Genomic DNA, 23,861 nt, shown 5'->3' with positions numbered 1-23,861 from the left:
CGCGGGACCAGCATGTCTGAGATCGTGCCAGGAATGGTCGAGGGCGTGCGCCGGTGTCTCACCGGCTCGCCTCCGCCGCAGGTCGACGGGGGGCCACGCGCCCGCGCAGCGCCGCCGAGGCGTCGTACACCTGGTGGATGGCCGCGATCGTGGCCAGACCGTCCCGCGGGCCGATCCAGAACGGGTCAGGTTCATCCATCCGGGTGTAGAAGTCCTCGATCAGGAGCCGGTGCGAGTCGCCCCAGTACGCACGGCCCACGCGGCCCGGTGGTTGCGCGGAGACGGTCTCGACGCGGCCATCGTTCCAGGTGACCACGAGGTCCCCGGCCACGGTGGCGGTGGCATGCTCGGCGTGCACCTGAATGCTGACGGGGGCGTTGGTGGGGTAGGCGTTGGTGGCGTACAGCGTGGAGGTTGCTCCGCCCTCGTGCCTGATCAGAACCTCGGCGGTGTCTTCCACCTCGATCACCTCGGCGAGAGCATGGGTGGCGGCCTGTCCGCGGGCGGTGATGGCCGGCCCGAGCATCCAGAGGAGCAGGTCGAGGGTGTGGATGGCCTGGTTCATCAGTACACCGCCCCCAGCCGCGGCCCAGGAGCCGCGCCACGGTCGGGCTGCGTAGTATTCGGCGGTGCGATGCCAGGTGACGGCGGCCCTCGCCCCGTGCACCTGACCGAGGGCTCCTGAGGTGATGAGTTCGTGCAGCCGTTGGTTCGGTGGGTTGTACCGGTTCTGGTAGACCACACCGGAGCGGATGCCCTCCTGCGCGGCGGAGTCTGCGGCCTCGCAGAGGGTCCGAGCCTGCGCGGGGGAGTCGGCAACGGGCTTCTCCAGGAGCAGGTGCACCCCTGCGGCGAGGACATCGAGTGCCACCGGCACATGCTCGGCGTGCGGGGTGCACACGTGGACCACGCCTGGTTGGGTGCGCGCGAGCAGTTCGCGGTGATCAGTGAAGGCGGGAGCACCGAGTCGTTCCGCGAGGGCCTGGGCGCGATCAGCATCGAGATCGCACACCCCGGCGACGCGGATGCCCAGCTGGTCGAGGGCATCGGCGTGCACCGAGGAGATATCCCCGCAGCCGATGATCGCGGCGGTGGGCCCATGCGGTCGCGGACTGACGGCCGGGGAGTTCGCCGGCGGGATGGACGAGGGCTCGGGTGGCGGCACGGGGGGCATGCTACTCATGTGTGGTCAATGCCTTCGACGTGGCCGGTGGTTGCGGTGCGTCCGGATCCTGGTGATCTCACGCGTATGGGATGCCCTCGGCGTCCAGAAGTCCCGTGAAAGCCCGGTGCGCTTCCGTGAACAGGTCAGGTCCGGAGAACCCGCCGAAGGTACCGACGGCGCTCAGGTGCGGTTCGAGGGAGAAGAACCCGTCAAACCCGTCCGCCGCCAGTGCTCGCATGGTCTCGGCGACCTCACCATCGCCCTGACCCGCCGGGACCACATGACCGTCGGCGAGGAGAGCGTCCTTGATCTGGATATAGACCGTGTGCGGACGGAGCAACTCGTACCCGTCGGTGAACGGACGTACCCCGCACTGCACGAAGTTCGCTGCATCCCAGGCCAAACGCAGGTGGTCGTTGTCCACACTCGTGACGATGTCATGGCAGCGTTGGGGGATGTCTCCATAGATGTCCTTCTCGTTCTCGTGCAGCAGCACGAGGCCCTCGGAGGCTCCGACGGCGGCGAGGGCGTCCATCCTGCGCAGGACGTCATCGCGTGACGCCTCGGGCGAAACGCCGTGGAGGAAGAAGGAGAAGAGGCGAATGTAGGGCGCCTTGAGGCGGTGCGCTACCTCGGCCGCGTGCTTCATTCGATCCAGGTGTGGGCCGAAATCTTCCTCGATCCCGATCTTGCCGATCGGTGAGCCGATGGCGGAGACCTTGAGGCCGGCGTCGGCGAGAGTGTCGGCGACCCGGTCCAACTCGGTCCCGGAGAGGTCGAGCACGTTCGTGCCCCAGGCGCTGCGGAACTCGATATGGGTGAGACCGAGCTCCGTGGCCACCTCCACCTGGCGGTCGAAGTCAGGATCGATCTCGTCGACGAATCCAGAGAGTGTCCACATAGTTGTCTAGCCAATGACTGAGGGCACAGACGCGGCAAGCGGTTGCCACTTGTTGCAACCCGCGCATACCGTGGGCGGGTGTCGAGAAGAGCGGACGGGAAGCAGGCGACGACCATCTATGACGTCGCAGAGAAGGCGGGCGTCGCCCCGTCCACCGTTTCCCGGGCGTTCTCCCGGCCGGGGCGGGTGAACGCGGAGACTGCCGAGCGGATCCGAGCGATCGCGGCCGAACTGGGATACCGGGCGAACCCGCAGGCCCGGGCGCTGAGTACCACGCGGACCGGGATGTTGGCCGTCGTGCTCGCCGATGTGACCAATCCGGTGTTCGCCGAGGTCGTGCGCGGGGCAGGGCGCGCGTGTGATCACGCCGGATACACCATGTTGCTCGCCGAGACCGAGGAGTCCGCGGAAAAGGAGCGGGCCATGGTGGACCGGGCGCTGGGGTCGGTGGATGCGATCGTGCTCTCCAGTTCGCGAATGTCGGATGCGGCGATCCGGCAGGTGGCGAAGGTGGAGCCGCTGGTGGTGCTGAACCGGGAGGTGCCGGGCGTTCCATGTGTGATCGTCGACTTCGAACCGGCGATGCACCGGATCGCCGAGCACCTGGCCGGACTCGGGCACCGGCAGGTCACCTATGTGGCCGGCCCCGAAGCATCGTGGGCGGACGGGATGCGCTGGCGAGGGTTGCGCGCAGCGACGGACGCGCTCGGCCTGCGGCTGCGGCGAGTGGGTCCGGTCGCGCCCACTGTGGCCGGGGGGCAGACGGCGGTCGTCGACTGGGACGCCCACCGCACCAGCGCTGTGGTCGCTTACAACGACATGGTGGCCATCGGGGTGATCCGGAGAATGGCCACCTTGGGAGTGCGGGTTCCGGACGACGTGAGCGTGGTGGGCTTCGACAACACGCCGGTGGGGGAGCTGGTCACACCGGCGCTGACCACGGTGGCGGCTCCGCTGCGCGCGCTCGGGGAGACCGGGGCGAGCAACGCGCTCGCACTCGCGCGCGGCGCGCGTTCGCGTGCCACCGAACCCGTCCGGTTGCCGACCCGGCTGATCGTGCGCGGATCCACCGCGAAGGCCAGCCGTTGAAGTGAGACCACCGGGCCGAGAGCAACTGGCACCGCACCCTCTAGAGTGCTGCGCATGGTCACAGTGCGCCCAGCAGTGCGCGATGACGTCCGCGCGATCAGCGAGCTACGGGTTGCGGGCTGGCGGGCTGCGTATGCCGGCCTGGTACCGCCGGAGATGCTCGGTGGCTTGGATGCAGCACGTGAGGCGCAGTACCGCGCCGAGCACTGGGATCGCCGGACCAGCGATGCCGAGCTCGTGGCACTCGCTGAGGGGATGGTCGTCGGGTGGGCGGTGGCCGGGCCCGCCCGCAACCCTGACTGGGCAGGTGCGGGGGAGCTGTATGGGCTCTATGCCCACCCCGACCACTGGTCGACCGGAGTGGGCCATGCCCTGCTGGTGGCCGTGGAGGGTGCGCTGCGCGCGGCCGGGTACTCCCGGGCCTACCTGTTGGTGCTGGCCGGGAACGAGCGCGCCGCTGGTTTCTATGGCGGGCACGGCTGGATCGAGGATGGCGTGGAGGTCAGCGATGAACGCCCTGGCGGAGTGCTGATCGAGCGGCGGCGGGTACGAGACCTGACCCAGTGACGGGCGTGCCGGGGCAGGTTCGGCGGGCAACTCGTGGCAACGGGTTGCATCTGCTGTGACCGCGCACCAGCGTGGCATTCGTGTCCACGACTACACCCTCACTCGAGCTGCACCCGGACCGGTTACTCCCGGCAGACCGTGAGCGGCGGCCCATCGCGCGCCGGCTCTACGAGTCGGTCCGGGCGCTACCGATCATCTCCCCGCACGGGCACGTCCCGCCGCACTGGATCAGCCAAGATCTCCCGTTCGCTGATCCGACCTCGCTGCTGATCACCCCCGACCACTACATCAACCGGATGCTGCACGCCCACGGGGTGGCGCTGAGTGACCTTGGTGTGGGCCGCGGACCGCTGGGAGAGGCGGAGGCTCGTGCTGCGTTCACTGCCCTGTGCACCCATTGGTCCGCCTATCGCGGTACCCCGGTGCGGTACTGGCTCGAAGAGGAGCTGGCCGGCATCTTCGGTGTGACGGTGCGCCCGAGCGCCGAGACAGCGGATGCGATCTACGACCAGATCGCCGCCACACTCGCCACCCCCGAGTTCCGGCCCCGGGCGCTGATGGACAGCTTCGGTATCGACGTGCTCGCGACCACCGACGATCCGTGTGACAGCCTCGACGAGCACGCCGCCCTCGCCGCGGACGAGTCATTCGATCATCGCGTGGTGCCGACCTTCCGGCCCGACAAGTACCTCGACCCGGCCCTGCCCACCTGGGCCGCAGACGTGGACCGGCTCGGTGAGGTCACCGGTATCGACACCGGTGATTACCCGGGCTACGTCGCCGCACTCGAGGAACGGCGCCGGTACTTCGTCTCCCGTGGGGCCGTCTCTGCCGACCATGGCGTGATCGACGCCGTCACCGTGATCCTGGAGCCGGACGAGGCGGGCCGGATCTTCACCGCCGCCCGCGCCGGAACCGCAACGGAGGACGAGGCCACCGCGCTGCGGCGGCACATGCTCACCGAGATGGCGCGGATGTCGACCATTGACGGTCTCGTGATGACCATCCACCCCGGGGTGCGGCGCAACCACCACACCCCCACCTTCGAGGCCTACGGCCCCGACGTCGGCTGCGACATCCCGATCTCGGTGGAGTACACCGAGTCGCTGCGACCGCTGCTGAACGCCTACGGGACGCATCCGAACTTCCACCTCGTGCTCTTCACGATCGATGAGACCGTCTATTCCCGCGAGCTGGCGCCATTGGCCGGGTTCTATCCCTCGGTGTATGTGGGTGTGCCGTGGTGGTTCATCGATGCGCCGGAGGCGATCCGCCGGTTCCGGTCCGCGGTGACCGAGACGGCCGGTTTCTCCCGCACCTCGGGATTCATCGACGACACCCGCGCGTTCTGCTCGATCCCGGCCAGGCACGACATGAGCCGCCGGCTCGATGCCGGCTATCTGGCCGACCTGGTGGTCGAGCACCGGCTCGCCGAGGACGAGGCCCATGAGGCCATTCACGACCTTGTGGTGGCCAACCCCCGAAAGGTGTTCAAGCTGTGACCTCCTCGACCACCCAGGCCACCTCCGGCGGGACCACGGAACGACCACGACTGCGCCGAGACGCGCCGAACCTCCCGGCAGGATCGGCACCGGTACGGATCGTGCACCTGGGTGTGGGCAACTTCCACCGCGCCCACCAGGCCTGGTACACCCACTGCGCACCCGATTCCGAGGCATGGGGAATCGCCGCGTTCACCGGACGGCGGCCTGACCAGGCCGAGGCGCTCGCTCCGCAGGACGGGCTCTACACGCTCATCACGAAGTCCGCCGCTGGGGACGAACTCGAGGTGATCTCCTCGATCGTGGCCGTGCATGCGGCCTCCGACCATGAGACCTACTTGGGCTATCTGGCCGAACCGGCCCTCGCCGTCGTGAGCCTGACAGTGACGGAGCATGGCTACCGCAGGAACGCCGTCGGAAATCTCGATCTGACCGCGCCGGACGTGGCCGCTGACGTGGCCGCACTCGCGCAGAACCCACGCGCTGCGGTGACCTCGGCACCGATGAAGCTGGTGGCCGGGCTGCTGGCCCGGCGCAGGGCCGGGGCCGGGGCGATCACGATCCTGCCGTGCGACAACCTGCCGGACAATGGCGACGTCACCCGCACCCTGGTGCGCGACGGTGCCGCGGCCGTGGACCCCACACTGGTGGAATGGGTGGACGCCCACGTGGATTTCGCGACCTCGATGGTGGACCGGATCACCCCGGCCACCACCGATGCGGACCGCACCCTGGTGGCTGAAAAGCTGGGGTATGCGGACGCCTCACCGGTCCCTACCGAACCGTTCTCCGAGTGGGTGATTTCCGGGGAGTTCCCGGCAGGCCGCCCGCGGTGGGAAGACGCAGGCGTGCAGATCGTCGATGACGTGGCTCCGCACGAGCGCCGCAAGCTGTGGTTGCTGAACGGCTCGCACTCCCAACTCGCCTATGTGGGTAGTGCCCGCGGGCACGAGACGATCGATGCGGCCATCGCGGACCCGCAGTGCCGGGCATGGGTGGAGCAGTACTGGGACGAGGCGGAACGCAACCTCGGCCTACCCGCCGAGGAAGTGCAGGCCTATCGCGCCGCGCTGATCGCCCGGTACGAGAACTCGCGGGTGCGCCACCTCACCGCGCAGATCGCCTATGACGGCTCCCAGAAGCTCCCGGTGCGCACCCTCCCGACTCTGAACGCCGACCGGGCCGCCGGGCGGTTGCCCGTGGGATGTGCCACGACGCTCGCCGGCTGGGTGCTGCACCTACGCGGAATCGGCGCGCCGGTGCACGATGCTGGCGCGGGGCCGGCCCAGGCAGCCGCCAACGCCGGGTCGGTGGCGCAGGTGGTCCCGGCCGTGCTGGAGACTCTGCAGCCCGGGCTGGGCGAGGACGCGGAGCTGGTGGGCGCTGTGGTGGACCAAGTCGAGGCCATCACCGCCTGACCGACCTCGTCCTTGGTGGAGCGGGGGAATACCTGGGCACGCTATGCGTTGACCCTCTCAGAAGTTCATGCAAACGCATGAATCGACCCGGTGAGAACAGCGGGTTCAGACGAGAGGGACGCCATGCAGTTCGGAATCTTCAGCGTCGGGGACGTCACCACGGACCCGACCACCGGTCGCACACCCACCGAACACGAGCGGATCAAGGCGATGCTGACCATCGCCACGCACGCCGAGGATGTGGGCCTGGATGTGTTCGCCACCGGGGAGCACCACAATCCGCCGTTCGTGCCGAGTTCGCCCACCACCCTGCTGGGCTACGTCGCCGCGCAGACCGAGCGGATCATCCTGAGCACCGCCACCACACTCATCACCACGAACGATCCGGTGAAGATCGCCGAGGACTACGCGTTCCTGCAGCACGTGGCCGACGGTCGGGTGGATCTCATGCTCGGGCGTGGCAACCACGGTCCCGTCTACCCCTGGTTCGGGCAGGACCCAAGGCAGGCCGTGCCGTTGACGGTGGAGAACTATCAGCTGCTGCGCCGCCTCTGGGATGAGGAGGTGGTGGATTGGGAAGGTCGATTCCGTAAGCCCCTGCAGGGCTTCACTGCGACCCCGCGCCCGTTGGACGGCGTTGCTCCCTTCGTGTGGCATGGATCCATCCGTACCCCGCAGGTGGCCGAGCTGGCAGCGTTCTACGGCGACGGATTCTTCGCCAACCACATCTTCTGGCCCAAGGAGCACTTCCAGCAGCTGATCGGGCTGTACCGCGAGCGGTTCGAGCACTACGGGCACGGCAGCGCCGATCAGGCGATCGTGGGGCTCGGCGGCCACGTGTTCATGCGGAAGAACTCCCAGGACGCGGTCAACGAGTTCCGGCCGTACTTCGACAACGCCCCCGTCTACGGGCACGGACCCAGCCTGGAGGAGTTCACCGAGGCGACTCCGCTGACAGTGGGCAGCCCGCAGGAGGTCATCGACAAGACGCTCACGTTCACCGAGACCTTCGGGCACTATCAGCGCCAGATGTTCCTCATCGATCATGCGGGCCTGCCGCTGAAGACGGTGTTGGAGCAGCTGGACCTGCTCGGCGGTGAGGTGGTGCCGGTGCTGCGGCGCGAACTGGCGAAGAACCGGCCCGCGCACGTGCCGGACGGGCCCACGCACGCAGCCCGCGTGGAAGCGAACGGGGGAGCAGTCGACCTGACTCCGCAGTTCGCGGTCGATCCGATGTCCGGGAGCGCGGTGGCCCGGTGACCATGCAGTGGACGATATGCCTGACGATGCCTCGCAACCCCGAGCAGAGGGAGCACGAATGAGTGCCACGACGGCGGCCCCCGCGTGGGAGGCACTGTTCCGCGCCCAGGTGCACCTGATGCGCCACTTCGAGGCGAGTAAGGACTTCGCGCCGCTCAGCTCCAGAGAGTACGACGTGCTGTTCACCCTCTCCCGATGCGGAGGTGCGGCACGCATGCGGGATATGACCCCGCATCTGCTGCTCAGTCAGCCGAGTCTGTCCCGCATGGTTGATCGGCTGGCAGCGGACGGTCTGCTGGAGCGCAGGATCGCTGACGGCGATGGTCGCGGTGTGGTGGTCGCGCTCACCGACCGTGGGGTCGAGTTGCAGCGCCGGGTCGGCCGGCGGCACGTGCGTTCGATCACCGGGATGTTTGACAGCGCGCTGACCGAAGCCGAACACGCCGAACTGGCGCGGATCTGCACCAAACTCCAGTCGGCCACCCCCATCCAGTCGGCCACCCCCATCCGTGCGGAGGCAACCTCCGCCGTCGGAGGCAGGGTGCACCGTTCCTCCGAGCGGGGAACCTCACTGCCGAAGCGGACGAGCACTCCCAGACCGGCACGTGGCGACGACAGAGAGGAGGACCAGCATGAGTGAGCCGGGCAGCACCGAGATCCAGGTGGTCGCCGTGAACGGGGGAGTGGGGTTTCCCTCCACCACCCGATCGCTCACCGACGCCCTGGTGCGGGAGGTTGCAGCGTCCGCGCCAGGAGTGCGTTCGACGACCATCGATGTACGAGGCCTGGCCTCGGATATCGCCGACGCGACCGTGCTCGGCCTACCGTCGGCCGCTCTCGATGAGGCATTGCGCACAGTCGAGCGCGCCGATCTGGTGATCGCGGGGTCTCCCGTGTTCCGAGGTTCCTATGCGGGTCTGTTCAAGGGCTTCTGGGACCTGATCGAACCCGTGTCAATGCGTGGAAAGCCGGTACTCCTCAGCGCCACGGGCGGCAGCTCCCGGCACCAACTGATGATCGACCAGTCCATGCGGCCCCTGTTCGCCTACTTCGGCGCGTTGATCGCGCCGACGGCCGTCTACGCTGCCACCGACGATTTCGGCGTGGCCGGAGCGCTGCAACCAGACCTCGCGCGCCGGGTGGAGCGTGCGGGCCGGGAAGCCGCGCATCTCGCGCTCGCCCATCGGGAACACCAGCCCTCCTGAGCGGAGCATGGCTCCAGCACAGGAGGGACTCAGCGCCCCTGGGACTCGGGCCCTCAGGCTTCCGCGGAGCGGAACATCCAGGCGTGCTTCTCCAGCCCCGTGGCCACCTCGATGAGAAGGTCCTGGCTCAGCAAGTCCACCTCGAGCGCCTCGAGCCCGTCCTTGATCCGGTCGCTGGCGCCCTGCAGCCGATCGTCGAACAGGCGGATGAGCTTGTCCGTCCCGACCGGGCCGCCGTCGAGGTCAGGAACCTGAGACTCGCCAGCAACTGTGGCAGCCCGCCCGTCCGGTGTGGTGCCCAATGTTGCGAGACGTTCGGCGACGTCGTCGGACCAGCCGCGCAGGTCGGCGATCACTTCGTCGAGCTGGAGGTGGAGCGAACGGAAGTGCGGTCCCTGCAGATTCCAGTGCGCCTGCTTGCCCTGCAACGCCAGGTCGATCAGGTCCACGAGAGCGGCCTGGAGGCGGGTCGTCACGGCCTCGGGTGCTGAGTGCTGCGTCGTCACATTCGTCCTTTCGTCCGGCCGCATGGAGGCGGCGCCGGGTCGATGTCCCCTGTGATTCTCATGCTAAGTGGGCGAGTCCGGACCCGCGCGGTGAGTGCGGCGCGTTCGCCAGCGGAGGACAGTGACCAGAGGGCGCTACCATGAGTGCATGCATCAGATCCTGCTCCTTACCGGGCCGCGACGGTAACGTCACCGCCGCGGCTGCCCCTCTGCGAGAGGGGCTTTTTTGTGCCCGGGCCGAGCCGATCACGAGAGATGAGAGATGAGCGAGACACGCAGCACCGAACCCGCCGGTTACGACGCCCATGCGATGGAGGCCAAATGGCTGCCGGTGTGGGAGGAACTCGAGCCCTTCCGTGCCGATAACGCTGCCGTGCTCGCCGGGGAGCGTGCGAAGAAGTACGCGCTCACCATGTTTCCCTACCCCTCGGGCGATCTGCACATGGGGCACGCCGAGGTCACGGCGCTGCATGACGTGATGGCACGGTACTGGTGGCTGCGTGGGTTCGAGGTGATGAACCCGATGGGGTGGGACTCCTTCGGACTACCGGCGGAGAACGCCGCGATCCGCAGTGGCGAGCATCCGGCCACCTACACCTACGCCAACATCGAGACCCAGGCTGCCTCGTTCAAGAAGTTCGGGATCAGCTTTGACTGGTCGCGCCGGCTGCACACCTCCGATCCGGAGTACTACCGCTGGACTCAGTGGCTGTTCCTGCAGCTGCGCGAGCGTGGTCTGGCGTATCAGAAGTACTCCCCGGTGAACTGGTGCCCGAATGATCAGACGGTGCTGGCCAACGAGCAGGTGATCGACGGGGCGTGCGAACGGTGCGGCGCCGAGGTGACCAAACGTGAGCTGAACCAGTGGTACTTCAAGATCACTGAGTATGCCCAGGAGCTTCTCGACGATCTGGATACGCTGGCGCCCACCTGGCCGGACCGGGTGGTGACCGCGCAGCGGAACTGGATCGGCCGCTCCGAGGGTGCCCACGTGGACTTCGCCGTGCGCCTGGCGGACGGAACCGATCGAACTGTCACGGTGTACACCACCCGGCCGGACACCCTGTACGGCGCCACGTTCATGGTGGTGGCCGCCGATGCAGCGCTGGCAGCAGAGCTCGTGGCCCCGGACCGGCGCGCAGCGCAGGAGGAGTATCTGGCGCAGACGCGCAAGGCCTCCGATATCGACCGGATGTCCACCGAGCGCCCGAAGACTGGTATCGACCTGGGGGTCACCGCCACCAACCCGGTCAACGGTGAACAGGTGCCGGTGTGGGCTTCGGACTACGTGCTGGCCGACTACGGCACCGGCGCGATCATGGCAGTGCCCGCGCATGACCAGCGCGACCTGGACTTCGCCCGGGCCATGGGGCTACCGGTGCGCCGGGTGATCGACACCGGTGCGGACAACCCGGAGGACTCCGGGATCGCGACCACCGGCGACGGCACCTACGTCAACTCCGGCGACCTGGATGGCCTGACCGAGAAGGCCACCGGGATCAGCCGGATCGTGGAGCGGCTGGAGGCGGCTGGTACGGGCACCGGTGCGGTGAACTTCCGGCTGCGCGATTGGCTGCTGAGCAGGCAGCGCTACTGGGGCTGCCCGATCCCGATCATCCACTGTGAGACCTGCGGGGCGGTGCCGGTACCCGAAGACCAGTTGCCGGTAACGCTGCCGGATATGCGCGGTGCCGATCTCAAGCCCAAGGGCGTCTCCCCGCTTGCCACGGCCACCGAGTGGGTCAATGTGCCATGCCCGGAGTGCAACGCTCCGGCGACGCGGGACACGGACACGATGGACACCTTCGTGGACTCCTCCTGGTACTTCCTGCGGTACACCTCCCCGAACGAGGACACCCAGGCGTTCGATCCGGAGCTGGCCAAGGCCTGGATGCCGGCCGACATCTACGTCGGCGGCGTGGAGCACGCGGTGCTGCACCTGCTGTATGCGCGGTTCTTCACCAAGGTGCTCGCCGATATGGGTCTGCTGAACGTGCGTGAGCCGTTCGCCGCGCAGCTGAACCAGGGTGTGGTGATCAACCAGGGAAAGAAGATGAGCAAGTCCCTGGGCAACGGTGTGAACCTGGGCGAGCAACTGGACGAGTTCGGGGTGGATGCCGTCCGCCTGACGCTGGTGTTCGCCGGCCCGCCCGAGGACGACATCGACTGGGCGGACATGTCCCCGGCTGGTTCGCTGCGGTTCCTGCAGCGGGCCTGGCGCCTGGCCGGAGACGTGACCTCCGCCGTCGGCAGCGATCCCGTCGAGGGCGATGCCGGCCTTCGTAAGGTGACCCACAAGACCGTGCACGAGGTCACCGGGCTGATGGAGTCGCACCGATTCAACGTGGTGGTCGCCCGCACGATGGAACTGGTGAACGCCACCCGCAAGGCCATCGACACTGGTTGCGGCGGGACCGACCCGGCCGTGCGGGAGGCGACTGAGACGGTCGCGATCCTGCTCTCCCTGGTGGCGCCGTACACCGCCGAGGAGATGTGGGAGCGATTGGGCCACGAACCCACGATCGCGCGCACGTCCTGGCCGGAGGTGGACGAGGCGCTGCTGGTGGAAGACACCGTCACCTGCGTGGTGCAGGTCAAGGGCAAGGTGCGCGATCGCCTGGAGGTCTCCCCGTCGATCTCCGACGGCGAGCTGGAGGCTTTGGCATTGGCCGCACCAGGGGTGCAGCGTGCGCTGGACGGCGCCGGGGTGCGCACCGTCATCGTGCGTGCACCGAAGCTGGTCAACATCGTCCCCGCCTGATCTGACGCCCCGAGGACGCCACGTTCGACCCCCGGTGTTGCCCCTGGGAGTGGGGAATCGTGGCTCAGCGGCGGCGCCGGGTGCCGAACAGGGAGCGGGTGACCTCGCGTGCGAGCGTGGTCCCGGCGGTCCGGAGCACCGAGGTGAGGACCGAGCGGCCCGCTTGGGCGCTCTGCTGCGACTGACGCTCCTCGGCTTTGCGGGCCGCCTCGGCCTCCTTGCGGAGCGCGGTCTCCATCTCTTGGAGTTCCTCAGCCTTCGCAGCGGCGGCGGCAGCCTCCTCGGCGGCCCTGTCCTCCGCCTCGATGCGCTGCGTGAGCAACTCGAAAGCGGACTCGCGATCCACGGCGGTGCCGTAGGCCGCCTGGCCAGGGGAGGCAGTGATCACCTGATCCATGGTCTGCTCGGGAGCCGGGTCCATCGAGGCACGCGGGGCGCGCATCCGGGTCCACGCCACCGGTGTGGGGACGCCGTCGTCGTCCAGCACGGTGACGACGGCCTCACCGGTGCCCAGCGAGGTCAGAAGTTCCTCAAGGTCGTACTCCGACGTCGGGTAGGTGCGCACCGTGGCGCGCAATGCCGTGGCATCGTTGGGAGTGTGTGCCCGCAGCGCGTGCTGCACCCGGCTGCCCAGTTGCGCCAGCACATCGTCGGGGACGTCCTTCGGGGTCTGCGTGATGAAGAAGATGCCGACGCCCTTGGAACGGATGAGGCGGACTGTCTGCACCACCTGCTCGGTGAACGCCTTCGACGCACCGGTGAACAACACGTGTGCCTCGTCGAAGAAGAACACCAGTTTCGGCTTCTCGACGTCACCTACCTCGGGCAACTCACCGAACAGGTCCGCCAACAGCCACATCAGGAACGTCGAGAACACCGCCGGGCGATCCTGCAGGGCAGGAAGCTCCAAGGCGGAGATCACTCCGCGGCCATCGTCAGTGCGCCGGAGCAGATCCGCCGTGGCGAACGCAGGTTCGCCGAAGAACACGTCCCCTCCCTGTGCCTCGAGGGCGGAGATCTCCCGCAGGACCACCCCGGCGGTCGCGGTGGCGATTCCGCCGATACCCTTGAGTTCGCCTTTGCCCTCGTCGCTGGTGAGATAGGCGATCACCGAGCGCAGATCCTTGAGGTCGAGGAGCGCCAGGCCCTGCTGATCTGCCCAATGCACGATCAACGTGAGAGCTGACTCCTGGGTCTCGTTCAGATCGAGCACCTTGGCGAGCAGCAACGGCCCGAAGTCGGTCACCGTGGTACGGATCGGCACCCCACGCCCGATCCCGCCCAGGCTGTAGAACTCCACCGGATAGGCGGCCGGGCTCCAGTCCTGCCCGATGCCGTTGGTGCGTTCGAGCAACTTCTCGCTGCCCTGCCCAGGTACCGCGAGGCCCGAGAGATCTCCCTTGATGTCAGCGAGGAACACCGGCACCCCGGCCTCGGAGAGCCCTTCGGCCATCACCTGCAGAGTGCGGGTCTTCCCGGTCCCGGTGGCGCCCGCCACCAGCCCGTGCCGATTCAGCGCGGCAAGAGGTACGCCGATGGTGATTCCGGGCACGGGACGGTCACGCTCCATCAGGGCACCCAGAGCCAACTGTGGCACGTCAGCGCGGTACCCCGCCGCGATGGTCGCCGCCTGCTCTGACGCGCCTGCCGGTGGCGGGGACGCGGCAGCGGATTCAGGTGCAGCGGATCCGGATGCGGCAGATTCGGGTGCAGCGGGTGAGGCCGCAGCGTGCTCGGCGGCCTCCAGCGCGGCTTGCGCGGCCGCCGCGCGTGCCTGCGCCGCCACCGCCTCAGCTTCAGCGGCCGCCGACTCTGCCGCTGCGGCCGCCGCCCGCAACGCCGCCAGATCCGCTGTGTGGTTCTCTTCCATGAACGCTGAGCGTAGCCGGATCGGATGTGGAGCCTCCGGTGTGGTGTCTCCCCAAGCGCTACGTCGGATGTACGTGCATCCACAACCCGTTCACGGGCGCGTGCGGGGCTCTCGAGCAGGTGCCTACCGTCGCCGGTGTGGAATCACGAGAACCTCGGGAGCGGTTACGACGCGCCATGGTCGCGGCGTACGGCGGCGGCCCGGCACAGGCGGTGGCGGGCCAGGCGGGGACGGGACAGGCGGGAGCGGCGCTCTCGGGAACGACGCAGATCGGGCCGATTCCGGAGTCGGGGCCGTCAGCGGGGGATCGATTCGACACCCTCGTCGCCTCGCGTGTGGACGGTGAGGGCACACCACGGGAGACGGCCCGTCCCCGCCACGCCGCCCGCATCGCCGGAGTGCGGGTGGTCACCGCTGCCCGGGTGGCGGTGCTCGTGCTGGTCGTCGGCATCTTCACGACGGCGGTGCTCGCCGTGCGTCCGTCGGGCCCCGAAGCGGCTGAGGTGCCATTGCCCGTGCCTGGCGCCACTGTGCAGGACCAGGCCGGGGATGCACCTCGGGGCGACCCCGGTGCGGCCCACCCACCGACCGGGTCGGACACGGAGCCCGCTGCGCCGACGGACCCGATCGGCGACGCCGATCAGGGGGACGCACCGCCCGCGGACGTCGTGGTGCATGTTGCCGGCGCAGTCCGCGAACCCGGTGTCGTCAGACTTCCCGCAGGCGCGCGGGTGGCGGAGGCCATCGATGCGGCCGGAGGTGCCCTCGCCGATGCTGATCTCGATGCGGTGAACCTTGCCGCGCCATTGACGGACGGTGCGCAGGTCTATCTGCCCACGGAGGCTGAGGACGCGCCACCGGCAGGGACCGGCGCACCTGCCCCCGCGACCAGCGGCACCACCGAACAGGACGGCGCACCCCTGGTGGACCTGAATACTGCCGATGCTGCCGCCCTGGAAACTCTGCCCGGTATCGGGCCCGCTCGTGCCGCCGAGATCATCGCCTGGCGCGAACGAGAGGGCGAGTACTCCTCAGTGGATCAGCTCCTGGAGGTGTCCGGGATCGGGCCGGCCACGCTGGAGCGCCTGCGTGAACGCGTGCGCGTATGAACGAGTCACCCGCCGCCCGGTCACTCGACGACACGGCCCCACCATCGCGTCCCTCGGTTGCGACCGGTCAGCGCTCCGGGAACACCACGGACACTCACCGTCCGGGCCGCGAGCACGACTGGCGGCTGGCTCCTGCCGCGGTCTTCACCTGGGCGGGGTGCTGGGCCGCCGTGGCGCTTCCCGCCTCACTGACATGGCTGGTCGTCTTCTGTGTATTGGCGGTGGCAGCGATCGTGCTGCGCCGCCTGCTGCGCCGGTACCCGCAGGCGTCACGGTGTCGCAGCCCGGATCGACGGCGCTGGCATGATCGTGCCCGGCTGCGGCAATCCGTGCTCGCCGGCGCGCTGCTGGGGTTGCTGATCGCTGCCGTCGCGTGGAGTTCGACTGCCGTACAGGTGGAACGCCGCACCGCGTGGGTCAGCGCGCTGGACGGTGAGACCGCGCAGGTGTGGCTTCGACTGACGAAGGAGCCGGTGCCGCTCGATGGGCGCCCAGGGGTGCGCATCGACACCCGCCTCCTGCAGGTCAACGGCGAGGTTCTTGATCTCCCCGTGCTGGTGCTCGCCGACGAGCGCTGGCGCGACCTTCCCGTCGGAGCGCAGGTGCGCGTACCGGCAAGGCTGGCCGCCACCGAGCCCGGTGATAGCCGCGCACTCCTCGTCTTCCCATCGGGGGCGGGGGAACGTGAGCCACCCCAGGGGTGGCGCCACCTCGTGGCGCAGTTGCGTGGCGGCCTGGTGCAAGCGAGCGCGTCCCTCCCACCGGCCGCACGCGGGCTAGTCCCGGGTATCGCCCTCGGTGACGACCGGGCGTTGCCGCCACAGCTGCAGCAGGCTATGCAAGACACGAGTCTGACCCACCTGACTGCCGTCTCCGGTGCGCACGTGGCACTCGTGCTCGCACTCGTCCTGCTCGCCCTGTTCTGGGCTCCACGGGTGGTCCGGGCTGGCGCCGGCGCACTGGTGCTGGTCGCCTTCGTTGCTCTGGTACGTCCCGACGGAAGCGTCCTGCGTTCGGCGGTGATGGGTGGCGTGCTCTTGGTGGGGCTATGCCTGCGCCGACCTCGCGCGGCCATGCCGGCCCTGTGCACGGCGGTGATCGTGCTCCTCGCCGTCGACCCGTGGATGGCGCGTTCCTTCGGTTTCGCACTCTCGGTGCTTGCCACGGGCGGTCTGCTGGCAGGTACCGGCGTCCTTGCCGGCCGGCTGGAGCGCTGGCTGCCGCGGCCTGTGGCGTGGGCCGTCGCCGTGCCGGCGGCCGCCCAGGTGGCGTGCACGCCGGTGCTGCTGCTGCTTGACCCCGCCGTGCCGATGTATGCCGTCCCAGCGAACCTGCTGGCCGGTCCTGCCGTCGCCCCGGCCACCATCCTCGGCCTCCTCGCGGCCGGCCTCGCCCCGGTCGCACCGGCGCCGGCCGCCACGATAGCCAGGGCAGCGTCCTGGTTCACCGCCTGGATCTCATCGGTGGCGCTGACCTTTGCCGAGTTCCCGGCCGCACGCGTGGAGACCTCCGGCTTCACCGTCGCGGCGGTGGCGCTCCTGATCGTGACCATGCTGGTGTGGCGCAGTTCTCGCCATCGGTGAGGCCAGTGTTCGGCGTTGTCGGCGGGTAGTGGCAGGCTGTGCCTGTGCCTCCCGCTCGTCGATCCAGTCCCACCGGTCCTGCTGGGCCCACCTGGCGAGATGTCCCGCTCGCCCCGATCGTGCTGGTGCGCGGAACTGAAGGGGTGCTGGTGGACCGCGCCGTTGCCCGGCTCGCTGGCCTGGTCCGCCAGCACGATCCCGAGGCCGAGGTCACCCAGATCGAAGCGGCTGCCTATGACCGCGGCCAGCTGGACACCCTGACCAGCCCCTCATTGTTCGGTGAGCATCGTCACCTGGTGATCTCCGGTGCGGAGACCGCATCGGAGGCATTCATTGAGGATGCCCTGACCTATCTGGCCGCCGCCGGGCCGACCGTCACCGATGTGACGATGGTGATTCGACACGAGAAGGGCACCCGCGGGAAGAAGCTGCTCGATGCCATCGCCAAAGCCGGCTACCCGGTGGTCACGTGCGAGGCGATCAAGCGAGACTCGGACAAACTGGAGTTCGCCGCTGCCGAATTCAGCGACGCGGGCCGCCGGGCGACCCGCCAGGCCGTGCAGGCGCTCGTCGAGGCCCTCGGCTCCGATCTGCGCGAACTGACCGCGGGCTGCTCTCAACTGATCTCCGACACCACCGGCACGATCACCCCGGATGTCGTGGAGCGATATTACGGGGGGCGCGTCGAGGCGACCGGGTTCCGCGTTGCTGATGCGGCCGTCGCGGGCGAGCGCACCCAGGCAGTCACCTTGCTCCGGCATGCCCTGGAGACGGGGGTCGACCCGGTGCCTCTGGTGGCGGTGCTCGCGATGAAGTTGCGCACCCTGGCGAAGGTGGCGGCCGCGCGGGGGAGCGGCTCGGCCGCAGATCTGGGGATGGCGCCCTGGCAGGTGGACCGTGCCCGTCGCGACCTGCGCGGGTGGAGCCCCGAGGGGTTGGCCGCAGCGATCGTCGCGGTGGCCGACGCTGACGCTCAGGTCAAGGGCGAAGGGCGCGACGCCCGATTCGCCGTCGAGCGTGCCGTCTTGCGTGTGGTCGCTGCCCGGCAAAGCCGCGCCTGACCTGGAGCGCGCCGGAGCCGCGACGAACGGTCACCTGAGCGTTACCTGGTCGTCGTGTCGAAGCCGCGGTGTGGACATCCCCACCGGGCACGGTGGAGACCGTGCGAGTCGCTGTGGTGACCGAGTCCTTTCTTCCCAGCCTCAACGGCGTGACCACCTCGGTGCTGCGGGTGCTGGACCACCTGCGCGCCGAAGGGCATGAGGCGGTGGTCGTCTGCCCCGGGCCGTCTCCGCGCGAATACGCCGGTTTCCCGGTGCACCCAGTGCCCTCGCTGGATTATCGCGGCTTCCGCGCTGCGGTCCCCAGCAGGCGCCTGACCAAGACAGTGCTCGACTTCCGCCCAGATATCCTCCACGCGGCGGCCCCGTTCGGCATCGGCGCGCAGGCTCTGGCCCTGGGGCGCCGGCAGGGGATCGGATCGGTGGCCGTCTTCCAGACGGATGTGGCGCGGTACACGCGGTCCTACGGGCTGTCGCTGACGCACCATGCTGCATGGCGGTGGATCAAGTATGTGCACGGCCTTGCCGATATCACCTTGGCACCGTCACGGTCCTCCCTCGAGGATCTGGCCGCAGCCGGGGTGGAGCGTACCGCCTGGTGGGGGCGAGGTGTGGACTCGACCCTGTACCACCCGAAATGGCGGACCAGCCCTGCGGGACGAGCGCTACGGGAGCGGCTCAGCCCGGACGGTGCGGCGCTGATCGGATACGTCGGCCGGCTCGCGCCGGAGAAGAACGTCAGTGAGCTTGCCCCGCTGGCGGCTATGCACGGTGCGCGGCTCGTCGTCGTCGGCGACGGTCCCGACCGCCCGGTACTCGAACGCACGCTACGCGGTACTGATGCGGTGCTGCTGGGCCGGCTGGAGGGTGCGGAGCTCGCCGCCGCCTATGCCGCTTTCGACGTCTTCGTGCACACCGGCACGTCGGAGACATTCGGGCAGACGCTGCAGGAGGCGATGGCCTCCGGCCTGCCCGTGGTCGCTCCAGCCGTCGGCGGTCCGCTCGATCTGGTGGAGGCGGGGCAGACCGGGTTCCTGGTGACCCCGCACGACGCCTCGGCGCTCCAGGGGGCAGTCGGGAGCCTGGTGCAGGACCCGGGAATGCGTGCCCGGATGGGTGAAGCAGGCCGGCGTGCCATCCTTCCGCGCAGCTGGCAGGCGCTGTGCGATCAACTGGTCCAGCACTACGACAGCGTGGCCCAGCCGATGACGGTTCGCTGAGCGCGATCTGCCGGACCTGCGAGGGCTCAGACAAGCGAACGGCGCCGCACCCCCACGGGGTACGGCGCCGACGGCGCACCGATCACCGGTCTGTCTCGACACCCACCTGGCGTTCAGGCCCGGCGACAGTCCTGGTGACTCAGTGCTGCTGACTTAGTGCTGGTGACTCAGAGCGAGGCGACCTGCTTGGCCAGGGCCGACTTGCGGTTCGAGGCCTGGTTCTTGTGAATCACGCCCTTGCTCACGGCCTTGTCCAGCTTGCGGGTTGCGGTCCGCAGTGCGTCGTCCGCGGTCTCCTTCTCACCGGCCGCCACGGCCTCGCGCACCTTGCGGGCGTAGGTCTTCAATTCGGAACGGTACTTCTTGTTCCGAAGGCGAGCCTTCTCGTTGGTGCGGATCCGCTTGATCTGGGACTTGATGTTTGCCACGTGTTGACTCTCTCGTGCGTTCGCTCGCGCGAAACTCTCATTGATGACGTCGTAGAGGGCGTCCCATGACCGCGCCGACCGAGCGTGGGGATGCCCAGTGGTGGGTCGATGGGCGGCTATCGCGCGAGCATCGGTGATCCCGCGCTGATGTCCAGCCCCCGATTCTAGCAGCCATGGGGCCAATCAGTCGCCGTGTCGGTGCTCACGCAGTGCCGCGGCCACGTCATCGAAGCGCGCACGCTCCAATGCGGCGCCTTCGCGCCGGACAGCGTCGTCGGCGAGCCAGAGCACCCGGTCCAGACGTACCTCCGAGGGGCGGCGCTGCGAGTCCCAGCCGCCACTACCCACATCGACCCAGGAGCGGCCCCAGCGGGCCTCCTGAGTGGCATCCCGGTCATGGTCCTTCGAGGTCAGCTGCAGACCGAGGAGGCCACCCGAGTGCTCGGCGATGATCAGGACGGGCCGGTCCTTGCCGCGCTGGTCGTCCTCGTCATAGGGCACCCACGCCCAGACCACCTCGCCGGGATCAGGGCGGCCTTCGGAACGGGGTGTGTAGCTCAACTCAGGCAGTGCACCGTCGAACTCGCGCACCCCTGCGCGACTCTGGCCAGCTCCGGAGCGACCGTCTCCGGATGATCCACCGGCCCTGGGCCCTCGTCGAGGTCCGTCACGGACCGGGCGCCGCCGATTCTGTTGCCGGATCGTCTCCACGGCGAGACCGGCGACCGCTCGCACTGCGCGACTCAGCATGCTCATGGCAGCCCAGGCTATCGGCGCACGAGCATGGAATAGCCTGCGCCCTCCTCGTTCGACACGCGCCGGACACATCGGGGCGTTAGCGTCGAAGGCATGGCGGATCTGTTCGAGGGCTACCCCGAGGGCGTGGCATGGGACGAAATGGTCGAACCAGGGCACCAGGTGCGGGGCCCCTACCAGCACGTGCATCGCACCATGGGGAGCCTCAACGCTGGCGAACTACGGGTGCGTGCCGACGCGCTGGCGCGCTCCTACCTCGCCCAGGGGGTCACCTTCGACGTCGGTGGGGAGGAGCGTCCGTTCCCGCTGGACTCCGTACCCCGGGTGATCGCGGCCGAGGAGTGGGATGAGCTCGCACCGGGGATCGCCCAGCGCGTGCGCGGGCTGGAAGCGCTCCTCGCCGATGCGTACGGGCCCCAGCAGGCGATTGCCGACGGCGTCCTGCCCCGCTCCCTGATCGTCTCCTCCGGGCACTTCGCCCGGGCGGCCCGGGGAATCGAGCCACCGAATGGTGTGCGGGTGCACGTGAGCGGGGTCGACGTGATCCGCGACAGCGCCGGTGGTTGGCGCGTCCTCGAGGACAACGTGCGCGTGCCGAGCGGGGTCAGCTACGTGCTCTCCAACCGGCGCGCGATGGCACAAACCTTCCCCGAGTTGTTCTCCACCATGCGGATCCGTCCCGTGGCCGACTACCCCAGGCGCCTCCTGCACGCGCTCCACGCCGCCGCACCCTCCGGAGTAGATGAACCGGTGGTGGTGGTGCTCACACCCGGGGTGTACAACTCCGCCTACTTCGAGCACTCCCTGCTGGCCCGGCTGATGGGGGTCGAGCTCGTGGAGGGCCGCGACCTGTTCTGCGCCGGCGGCAAGGTCTACATGCGCACGACTGAGGGGCGCCGCCGCGTGGACGTGATCTACCGGCGGGTCGACGACGACTTCATCGATCCGGTGGTCTTCCGCCCGGACTCGTTGCTCGGCTGCCCCGGCCTGCTCGGCGCGGCCCGCGCCGGATCGGTCACCATCGCCAACGCCGTCGGCAACGGGGTCGCAGATGACAAGCTCACCTACACCTACCTGCCGGATCTGATCCGCTATTACCTCGGTGAGGAGCCCCTGCTCAACAACGTGGACACCTGGCGCCTTCAGGAACCAGAAGCCCTCGCCGAGGTGCTGGACCGCCTCGATGAGCTCGTCGTCAAACCCGTGGACGGCTCCGGTGGTAAAGGCATCATCATCGGTCCGGCTGCCTCCCGTGCTGAGCTGGATGAGGCGCGATCGCGGTTGCGCGCCGATCCTCGCGGATGGATCGCGCAACCCGTGGTGCAACTCTCCACTGTGCCCACCCTCGCCGGAGACTCCCTGCGGCCACGACATGTGGACCTGCGCCCGTTCGCCGTCAACGACGGCGACGACGTCTGGGTGCTCCCCGGAGGGCTCACCCGCGTGGCACTTGCCGAGGGCCAACTGGTGGTCAACTCCTCCCAGGGCGGCGGGTCCAAGGACACCTGGGTGCTCGGTGCCGCACGCCGGGGCGCTCGGCCCGCCGTGCCACCAGCCGGTACCCACTCGGATCAGGGCACACCCGCAGGGACCCGTCAGGATGCCAATCCGACCGACACCGAGGTGCGCGAGCAGAACCAGCAGCAACAACAGGCGCCGATGCGGCGCTTCACCGCGCGGAGGCCCGGATGCTGAGCCGAATCGCGGAGTCGCTGTTCTGGATCGGCCGGTACGTCGAGCGCGCGGACGATACGGCGCGCATCGTTGACGCGCACCTGCAGTATCTGCTTGAGGACCCCTGGATGGAAGAGGACGGCGCCTGCCGTGCCCTGCTCACCGTGATGGGTGCGCCGTCACCGCCGGAGGATCTGGAGGCAACCCGCTCCACCGTGCTCGACATGCTGGCCTACGACCGCACCGCACCCGGCTCCATCGCCGGTGCGCTCGCGGCCGCGCGGGAGAACGCCCGTCGAGCCCGGGAGGTGCTGTCCTCGGAGCTGTGGGAGTGCCTGAACTCCACCTGGAACGCACTTCCCGGCCGGATCCGCGCCTCTAGCCCGCACGAGTACTTCTCCTGGGTACGTGAACGCGCCGCGATCGTGGGCGGGATCACCGATGCCGCCACCCGGCGGGACGAGACCCTGCAGTTCCTGCTGCTCGGGCGCAGCATCGAACGCGCCGATATGACCGCCCGCCTCGTTGCCAGCCACACCCTCGCCGGGGGAAGCGGACCTGGCTGGACCACGCTGCTGCGCTCCTGCGGTGCACACGAGGCGTTCTTGCGCACCTACCGAGGCCGGGACTCTGAGGCACTGGCAGCCGAATTCCTGCTCCTGGACCGGTTGTTCCCGCGTTCTGTGCTGTTCTCCCTGGACCAGGCCGAGCGGTGCCTGGACCGGCTGGCCCCGATCGACGGCCGCGGACTGCGTGAGGAAGACGCCCGCAAGGTGCTCGGGCGAGTCCGCTCGAGGCTGGAGTATCAGCCGTTGCTGAGTCTGCTGAACTCGCTCACAGACGAGATGGTTCAGGTACAGGAGGGCTGCTCCGAGGCGAGCGATGCCATCCGGTTGCGCTACTTTCCCTCGGATGTGGCCGAGGACTGGATTGGAGACCGACTGTGAGCCGACTTCACATCGTGCACCGCACCACATTCGAGTACGCCCGCACGGTCACCGCCTCTTATAACGAGGTGCGGATGCGGCCCGCCACGCTCCCCGGGCAGGCTGTGCTGGAGGCGAGCCTGCGAGCGACGCCCTCGACCTACAGCTCCGAGTACCGGGACTACTGGGGCTCGGCGGTGACGGCGTTCGAAACGCTCGGTGCACACGAGGACCTGGAGGTCGTGGCTGACTCACGGGTGGAGGTGATCGCCCCAGTGCGATCGGCGAGCCCCGCAGGATGGGCCACGTTGCGATCACCTGAGGTTCGGGACCGGATGAGCGAGTACCTCGCCACCACCGCCACCACCGAACCCGCACCCGATCTGATGGAGCTCGCGCGGGCTGCCGCCGGCAGCCGCGATCCGGCCGAGGCAGCGCCCGCGGTGGCGACGAGCGTTCGCGAGGCGATGGAGTATGTGCCGGGCGTCACCGGGGTGCACACGCGGGCAGCGGAGGCGTGGGCCGCGCGCAACGGCGTGTGCCAGGATCTGGCGCATCTGGTGGCCGGCGCGCTACGCCATATGGATATCCCCACGCGGTACGTCTCCGGCTATCTGCACCCGCAGACCGATGGCGCGCAACTCGGCGTCCCGGTGACCGGCGAATCCCACGCGTGGATCGAGTACTGGTGCGGGGAGTGGATCGGTTTCGACCCGACGAACCTGATCGCCGTCGAGGAGCACCATGTGCTGGTGGGCCGCGGCCGGGAGTACCCCGATGTCACACCGATCCGCGGCGTGTACGCCGGGGGCGGGAAGTCGACCCAGCACGTGGAGGTTACCATCACGCAAGAGGCCTGA

At 68.9% G+C, this 23,861-nt stretch carries 21 protein-coding genes; 15 read left to right on the top strand and 6 right to left on the bottom strand.

Annotation, left to right across the window (positions count from 1 at the left end):
• Window positions 1–58: 58 nt before the first annotated feature.
• Both LQF10_RS10775 and LQF10_RS10770 read right to left on the bottom strand, forming a co-directional pair.
• Entirely contained in the window at window positions 59–1,165 is a 1,107-nt protein-coding gene (locus LQF10_RS10775) for a Gfo/Idh/MocA family protein (protein WP_231063852.1), read from the bottom strand.
• Between the two features lie 76 nt (window positions 1,166–1,241).
• Window positions 1,242–2,066: a sugar phosphate isomerase/epimerase family protein gene (locus LQF10_RS10770; RefSeq protein ID WP_231063851.1), complete on the bottom strand. Its 825-nt coding sequence runs from the start codon at window positions 2,064–2,066 to the stop codon at window positions 1,242–1,244.
• A 78-nt stretch (window positions 2,067–2,144) separates the two neighbouring features.
• On the opposite strand from LQF10_RS10770, the gene LQF10_RS10765 reads away from it, so the two are divergent.
• The 7 genes from LQF10_RS10765 to LQF10_RS10735 all read left to right on the top strand — a co-directional run bounded on the left by LQF10_RS10765 (window position 2,145) and on the right by LQF10_RS10735 (window position 9,107).
• On the top strand, window positions 2,145–3,155 hold the full coding sequence (locus LQF10_RS10765) for a LacI family DNA-binding transcriptional regulator (RefSeq protein ID WP_231063850.1): 1,011 nt from the start codon (window positions 2,145–2,147) through the stop codon (window positions 3,153–3,155).
• A 54-nt stretch (window positions 3,156–3,209) separates the two neighbouring features.
• The gene (locus tag LQF10_RS10760) at window positions 3,210–3,722 is read left to right on the top strand and encodes a GNAT family N-acetyltransferase (RefSeq protein ID WP_231063849.1); all 513 of its coding nucleotides are present in this window, start codon (window positions 3,210–3,212) and stop codon (window positions 3,720–3,722) included.
• An 80-nt stretch (window positions 3,723–3,802) separates the two neighbouring features.
• A complete protein-coding gene (gene uxaC, locus LQF10_RS10755; protein ID WP_231063848.1) occupies window positions 3,803–5,224 on the top strand; it encodes a glucuronate isomerase in 1,422 nt (473 codons plus the stop codon).
• Window positions 5,221–6,642, top strand: a complete 1,422-nt coding sequence (locus LQF10_RS10750) for a mannitol dehydrogenase family protein (protein WP_231063847.1) — start codon at window positions 5,221–5,223, stop codon at window positions 6,640–6,642. The genes uxaC and LQF10_RS10750 overlap by 4 nt, the downstream gene beginning before the upstream one ends.
• Before the next feature lie 123 nt (window positions 6,643–6,765).
• On the top strand, window positions 6,766–7,902 hold the full coding sequence (locus tag LQF10_RS10745; protein ID WP_231063846.1) for an LLM class flavin-dependent oxidoreductase: 1,137 nt from the start codon (window positions 6,766–6,768) through the stop codon (window positions 7,900–7,902).
• A 58-nt stretch (window positions 7,903–7,960) separates the two neighbouring features.
• On the top strand, window positions 7,961–8,542 hold the full coding sequence (locus LQF10_RS10740) for a MarR family winged helix-turn-helix transcriptional regulator (protein WP_354002573.1): 582 nt from the start codon (window positions 7,961–7,963) through the stop codon (window positions 8,540–8,542).
• Entirely contained in the window at window positions 8,535–9,107 is a 573-nt protein-coding gene (locus LQF10_RS10735; protein WP_231063845.1) for a CE1759 family FMN reductase, read from the top strand. The genes LQF10_RS10740 and LQF10_RS10735 overlap by 8 nt, the downstream gene beginning before the upstream one ends.
• Window positions 9,108–9,160: 53 nt before the next feature.
• Here the strand turns inward: LQF10_RS10735 and LQF10_RS10730 are convergent, their stop codons facing one another.
• Window positions 9,161–9,613 carry a Dps family protein gene (locus tag LQF10_RS10730; protein WP_231063844.1) on the bottom strand — a complete coding sequence of 151 codons (453 nt, stop codon included), beginning with the start codon at window positions 9,611–9,613 and terminating at the stop codon, window positions 9,161–9,163.
• 262 nt (window positions 9,614–9,875) lie between these two features.
• On the opposite strand from LQF10_RS10730, the gene leuS reads away from it, so the two are divergent.
• Window positions 9,876–12,374 carry a leucine--tRNA ligase gene (gene leuS / locus LQF10_RS10725; protein ID WP_231063843.1) on the top strand — a complete coding sequence of 833 codons (2,499 nt, stop codon included), beginning with the start codon at window positions 9,876–9,878 and terminating at the stop codon, window positions 12,372–12,374.
• A 64-nt stretch (window positions 12,375–12,438) separates the two neighbouring features.
• Here leuS and LQF10_RS10720 read toward each other — a convergent pair whose 3' ends face one another.
• Window positions 12,439–14,244 (bottom strand): helicase HerA-like domain-containing protein, encoded by a 1,806-nt coding sequence (locus tag LQF10_RS10720; protein WP_231063842.1) that lies wholly within the window; start codon window positions 14,242–14,244, stop codon window positions 12,439–12,441.
• Between the two features lie 137 nt (window positions 14,245–14,381).
• Here LQF10_RS10720 and LQF10_RS10715 point away from each other — a divergent pair, with 137 nt between their 5' ends.
• The 4 genes from LQF10_RS10715 to LQF10_RS10700 all read left to right on the top strand — a co-directional run bounded on the left by LQF10_RS10715 (window position 14,382) and on the right by LQF10_RS10700 (window position 19,217).
• The gene (locus tag LQF10_RS10715) at window positions 14,382–15,353 is read left to right on the top strand and encodes a ComEA family DNA-binding protein (protein ID WP_231063841.1); all 972 of its coding nucleotides are present in this window, start codon (window positions 14,382–14,384) and stop codon (window positions 15,351–15,353) included.
• Window positions 15,350–16,936, top strand: a complete 1,587-nt coding sequence (locus tag LQF10_RS10710; protein ID WP_231063840.1) for a ComEC/Rec2 family competence protein — start codon at window positions 15,350–15,352, stop codon at window positions 16,934–16,936. Before LQF10_RS10715 ends, LQF10_RS10710 begins: the two co-directional genes overlap by 4 nt.
• Before the next feature lie 44 nt (window positions 16,937–16,980).
• The gene (gene holA, locus LQF10_RS10705; protein WP_231063839.1) at window positions 16,981–17,997 is read left to right on the top strand and encodes a DNA polymerase III subunit delta; all 1,017 of its coding nucleotides are present in this window, start codon (window positions 16,981–16,983) and stop codon (window positions 17,995–17,997) included.
• A gap of 101 nt (window positions 17,998–18,098) precedes the next feature.
• The gene (locus LQF10_RS10700) at window positions 18,099–19,217 is read left to right on the top strand and encodes a glycosyltransferase family 4 protein (protein ID WP_231063838.1); all 1,119 of its coding nucleotides are present in this window, start codon (window positions 18,099–18,101) and stop codon (window positions 19,215–19,217) included.
• A gap of 167 nt (window positions 19,218–19,384) precedes the next feature.
• Here the strand turns inward: LQF10_RS10700 and rpsT are convergent, their stop codons facing one another.
• Entirely contained in the window at window positions 19,385–19,645 is a 261-nt protein-coding gene (gene rpsT, locus LQF10_RS10695; RefSeq protein WP_231063837.1) for a 30S ribosomal protein S20, read from the bottom strand.
• Between the two features lie 183 nt (window positions 19,646–19,828).
• Window positions 19,829–20,401, bottom strand: a complete 573-nt coding sequence (locus LQF10_RS10690) for a type II toxin-antitoxin system PemK/MazF family toxin (RefSeq protein ID WP_231063836.1) — start codon at window positions 20,399–20,401, stop codon at window positions 19,829–19,831.
• Window positions 20,402–20,494: 93 nt separating this feature from the next.
• Here LQF10_RS10690 and LQF10_RS10685 point away from each other — a divergent pair, with 93 nt between their 5' ends.
• From LQF10_RS10685 to LQF10_RS10675, 3 genes are read left to right on the top strand one after another with little or no spacing between them, the layout of a single operon-like run.
• A complete protein-coding gene (locus LQF10_RS10685; RefSeq protein WP_231063835.1) occupies window positions 20,495–22,096 on the top strand; it encodes a circularly permuted type 2 ATP-grasp protein in 1,602 nt (533 codons plus the stop codon).
• The gene (locus tag LQF10_RS10680; RefSeq protein ID WP_231063834.1) at window positions 22,090–23,022 is read left to right on the top strand and encodes an alpha-E domain-containing protein; all 933 of its coding nucleotides are present in this window, start codon (window positions 22,090–22,092) and stop codon (window positions 23,020–23,022) included. Before LQF10_RS10685 ends, LQF10_RS10680 begins: the two co-directional genes overlap by 7 nt.
• The gene (locus tag LQF10_RS10675; protein WP_231063833.1) at window positions 23,019–23,861 is read left to right on the top strand and encodes a transglutaminase family protein; all 843 of its coding nucleotides are present in this window, start codon (window positions 23,019–23,021) and stop codon (window positions 23,859–23,861) included. Before LQF10_RS10680 ends, LQF10_RS10675 begins: the two co-directional genes overlap by 4 nt.

The sequence above is a fragment of the Ruania halotolerans genome (assembly GCF_021049285.1).
Classification (GTDB): domain Bacteria; phylum Actinomycetota; class Actinomycetes; order Actinomycetales; family Beutenbergiaceae; genus Ruania; species Ruania halotolerans.
This window is presented reverse-complemented; position numbering and strand designations above follow the sequence as displayed.

Excerpts from the sequence above, each read along its gene's own strand:
- LQF10_RS10745 (WP_231063846.1), top strand. The coding sequence starts at position 6,766 with ATGCAGTTCGGAATCTTCAGCGTCGGGGACGTCACCACGGACCCGACC.
- LQF10_RS10680 (WP_231063834.1), top strand. The coding sequence starts at position 22,090 with ATGCTGAGCCGAATCGCGGAGTCGCTGTTCTGGATCGGCCGGTACGTC.
- LQF10_RS10710 (WP_231063840.1), top strand. The coding sequence starts at position 15,350 with ATGAACGAGTCACCCGCCGCCCGGTCACTCGACGACACGGCCCCACCA.
- LQF10_RS10760 (WP_231063849.1), top strand. The coding sequence starts at position 3,210 with ATGGTCACAGTGCGCCCAGCAGTGCGCGATGACGTCCGCGCGATCAGC.
- leuS (WP_231063843.1), top strand. The coding sequence starts at position 9,876 with ATGAGCGAGACACGCAGCACCGAACCCGCCGGTTACGACGCCCATGCG.
- LQF10_RS10720 (WP_231063842.1), bottom strand. The coding sequence starts at position 14,244 with ATGGAAGAGAACCACACAGCGGATCTGGCGGCGTTGCGGGCGGCGGCC.
- LQF10_RS10770 (WP_231063851.1), bottom strand. The coding sequence starts at position 2,066 with ATGTGGACACTCTCTGGATTCGTCGACGAGATCGATCCTGACTTCGAC.
- LQF10_RS10735 (WP_231063845.1), top strand. The coding sequence starts at position 8,535 with ATGAGTGAGCCGGGCAGCACCGAGATCCAGGTGGTCGCCGTGAACGGG.
- LQF10_RS10740 (WP_354002573.1), top strand. The coding sequence starts at position 7,961 with ATGAGTGCCACGACGGCGGCCCCCGCGTGGGAGGCACTGTTCCGCGCC.
- LQF10_RS10685 (WP_231063835.1), top strand. The coding sequence starts at position 20,495 with ATGGCGGATCTGTTCGAGGGCTACCCCGAGGGCGTGGCATGGGACGAA.
- LQF10_RS10690 (WP_231063836.1), bottom strand. The coding sequence starts at position 20,401 with ATGAGCATGCTGAGTCGCGCAGTGCGAGCGGTCGCCGGTCTCGCCGTG.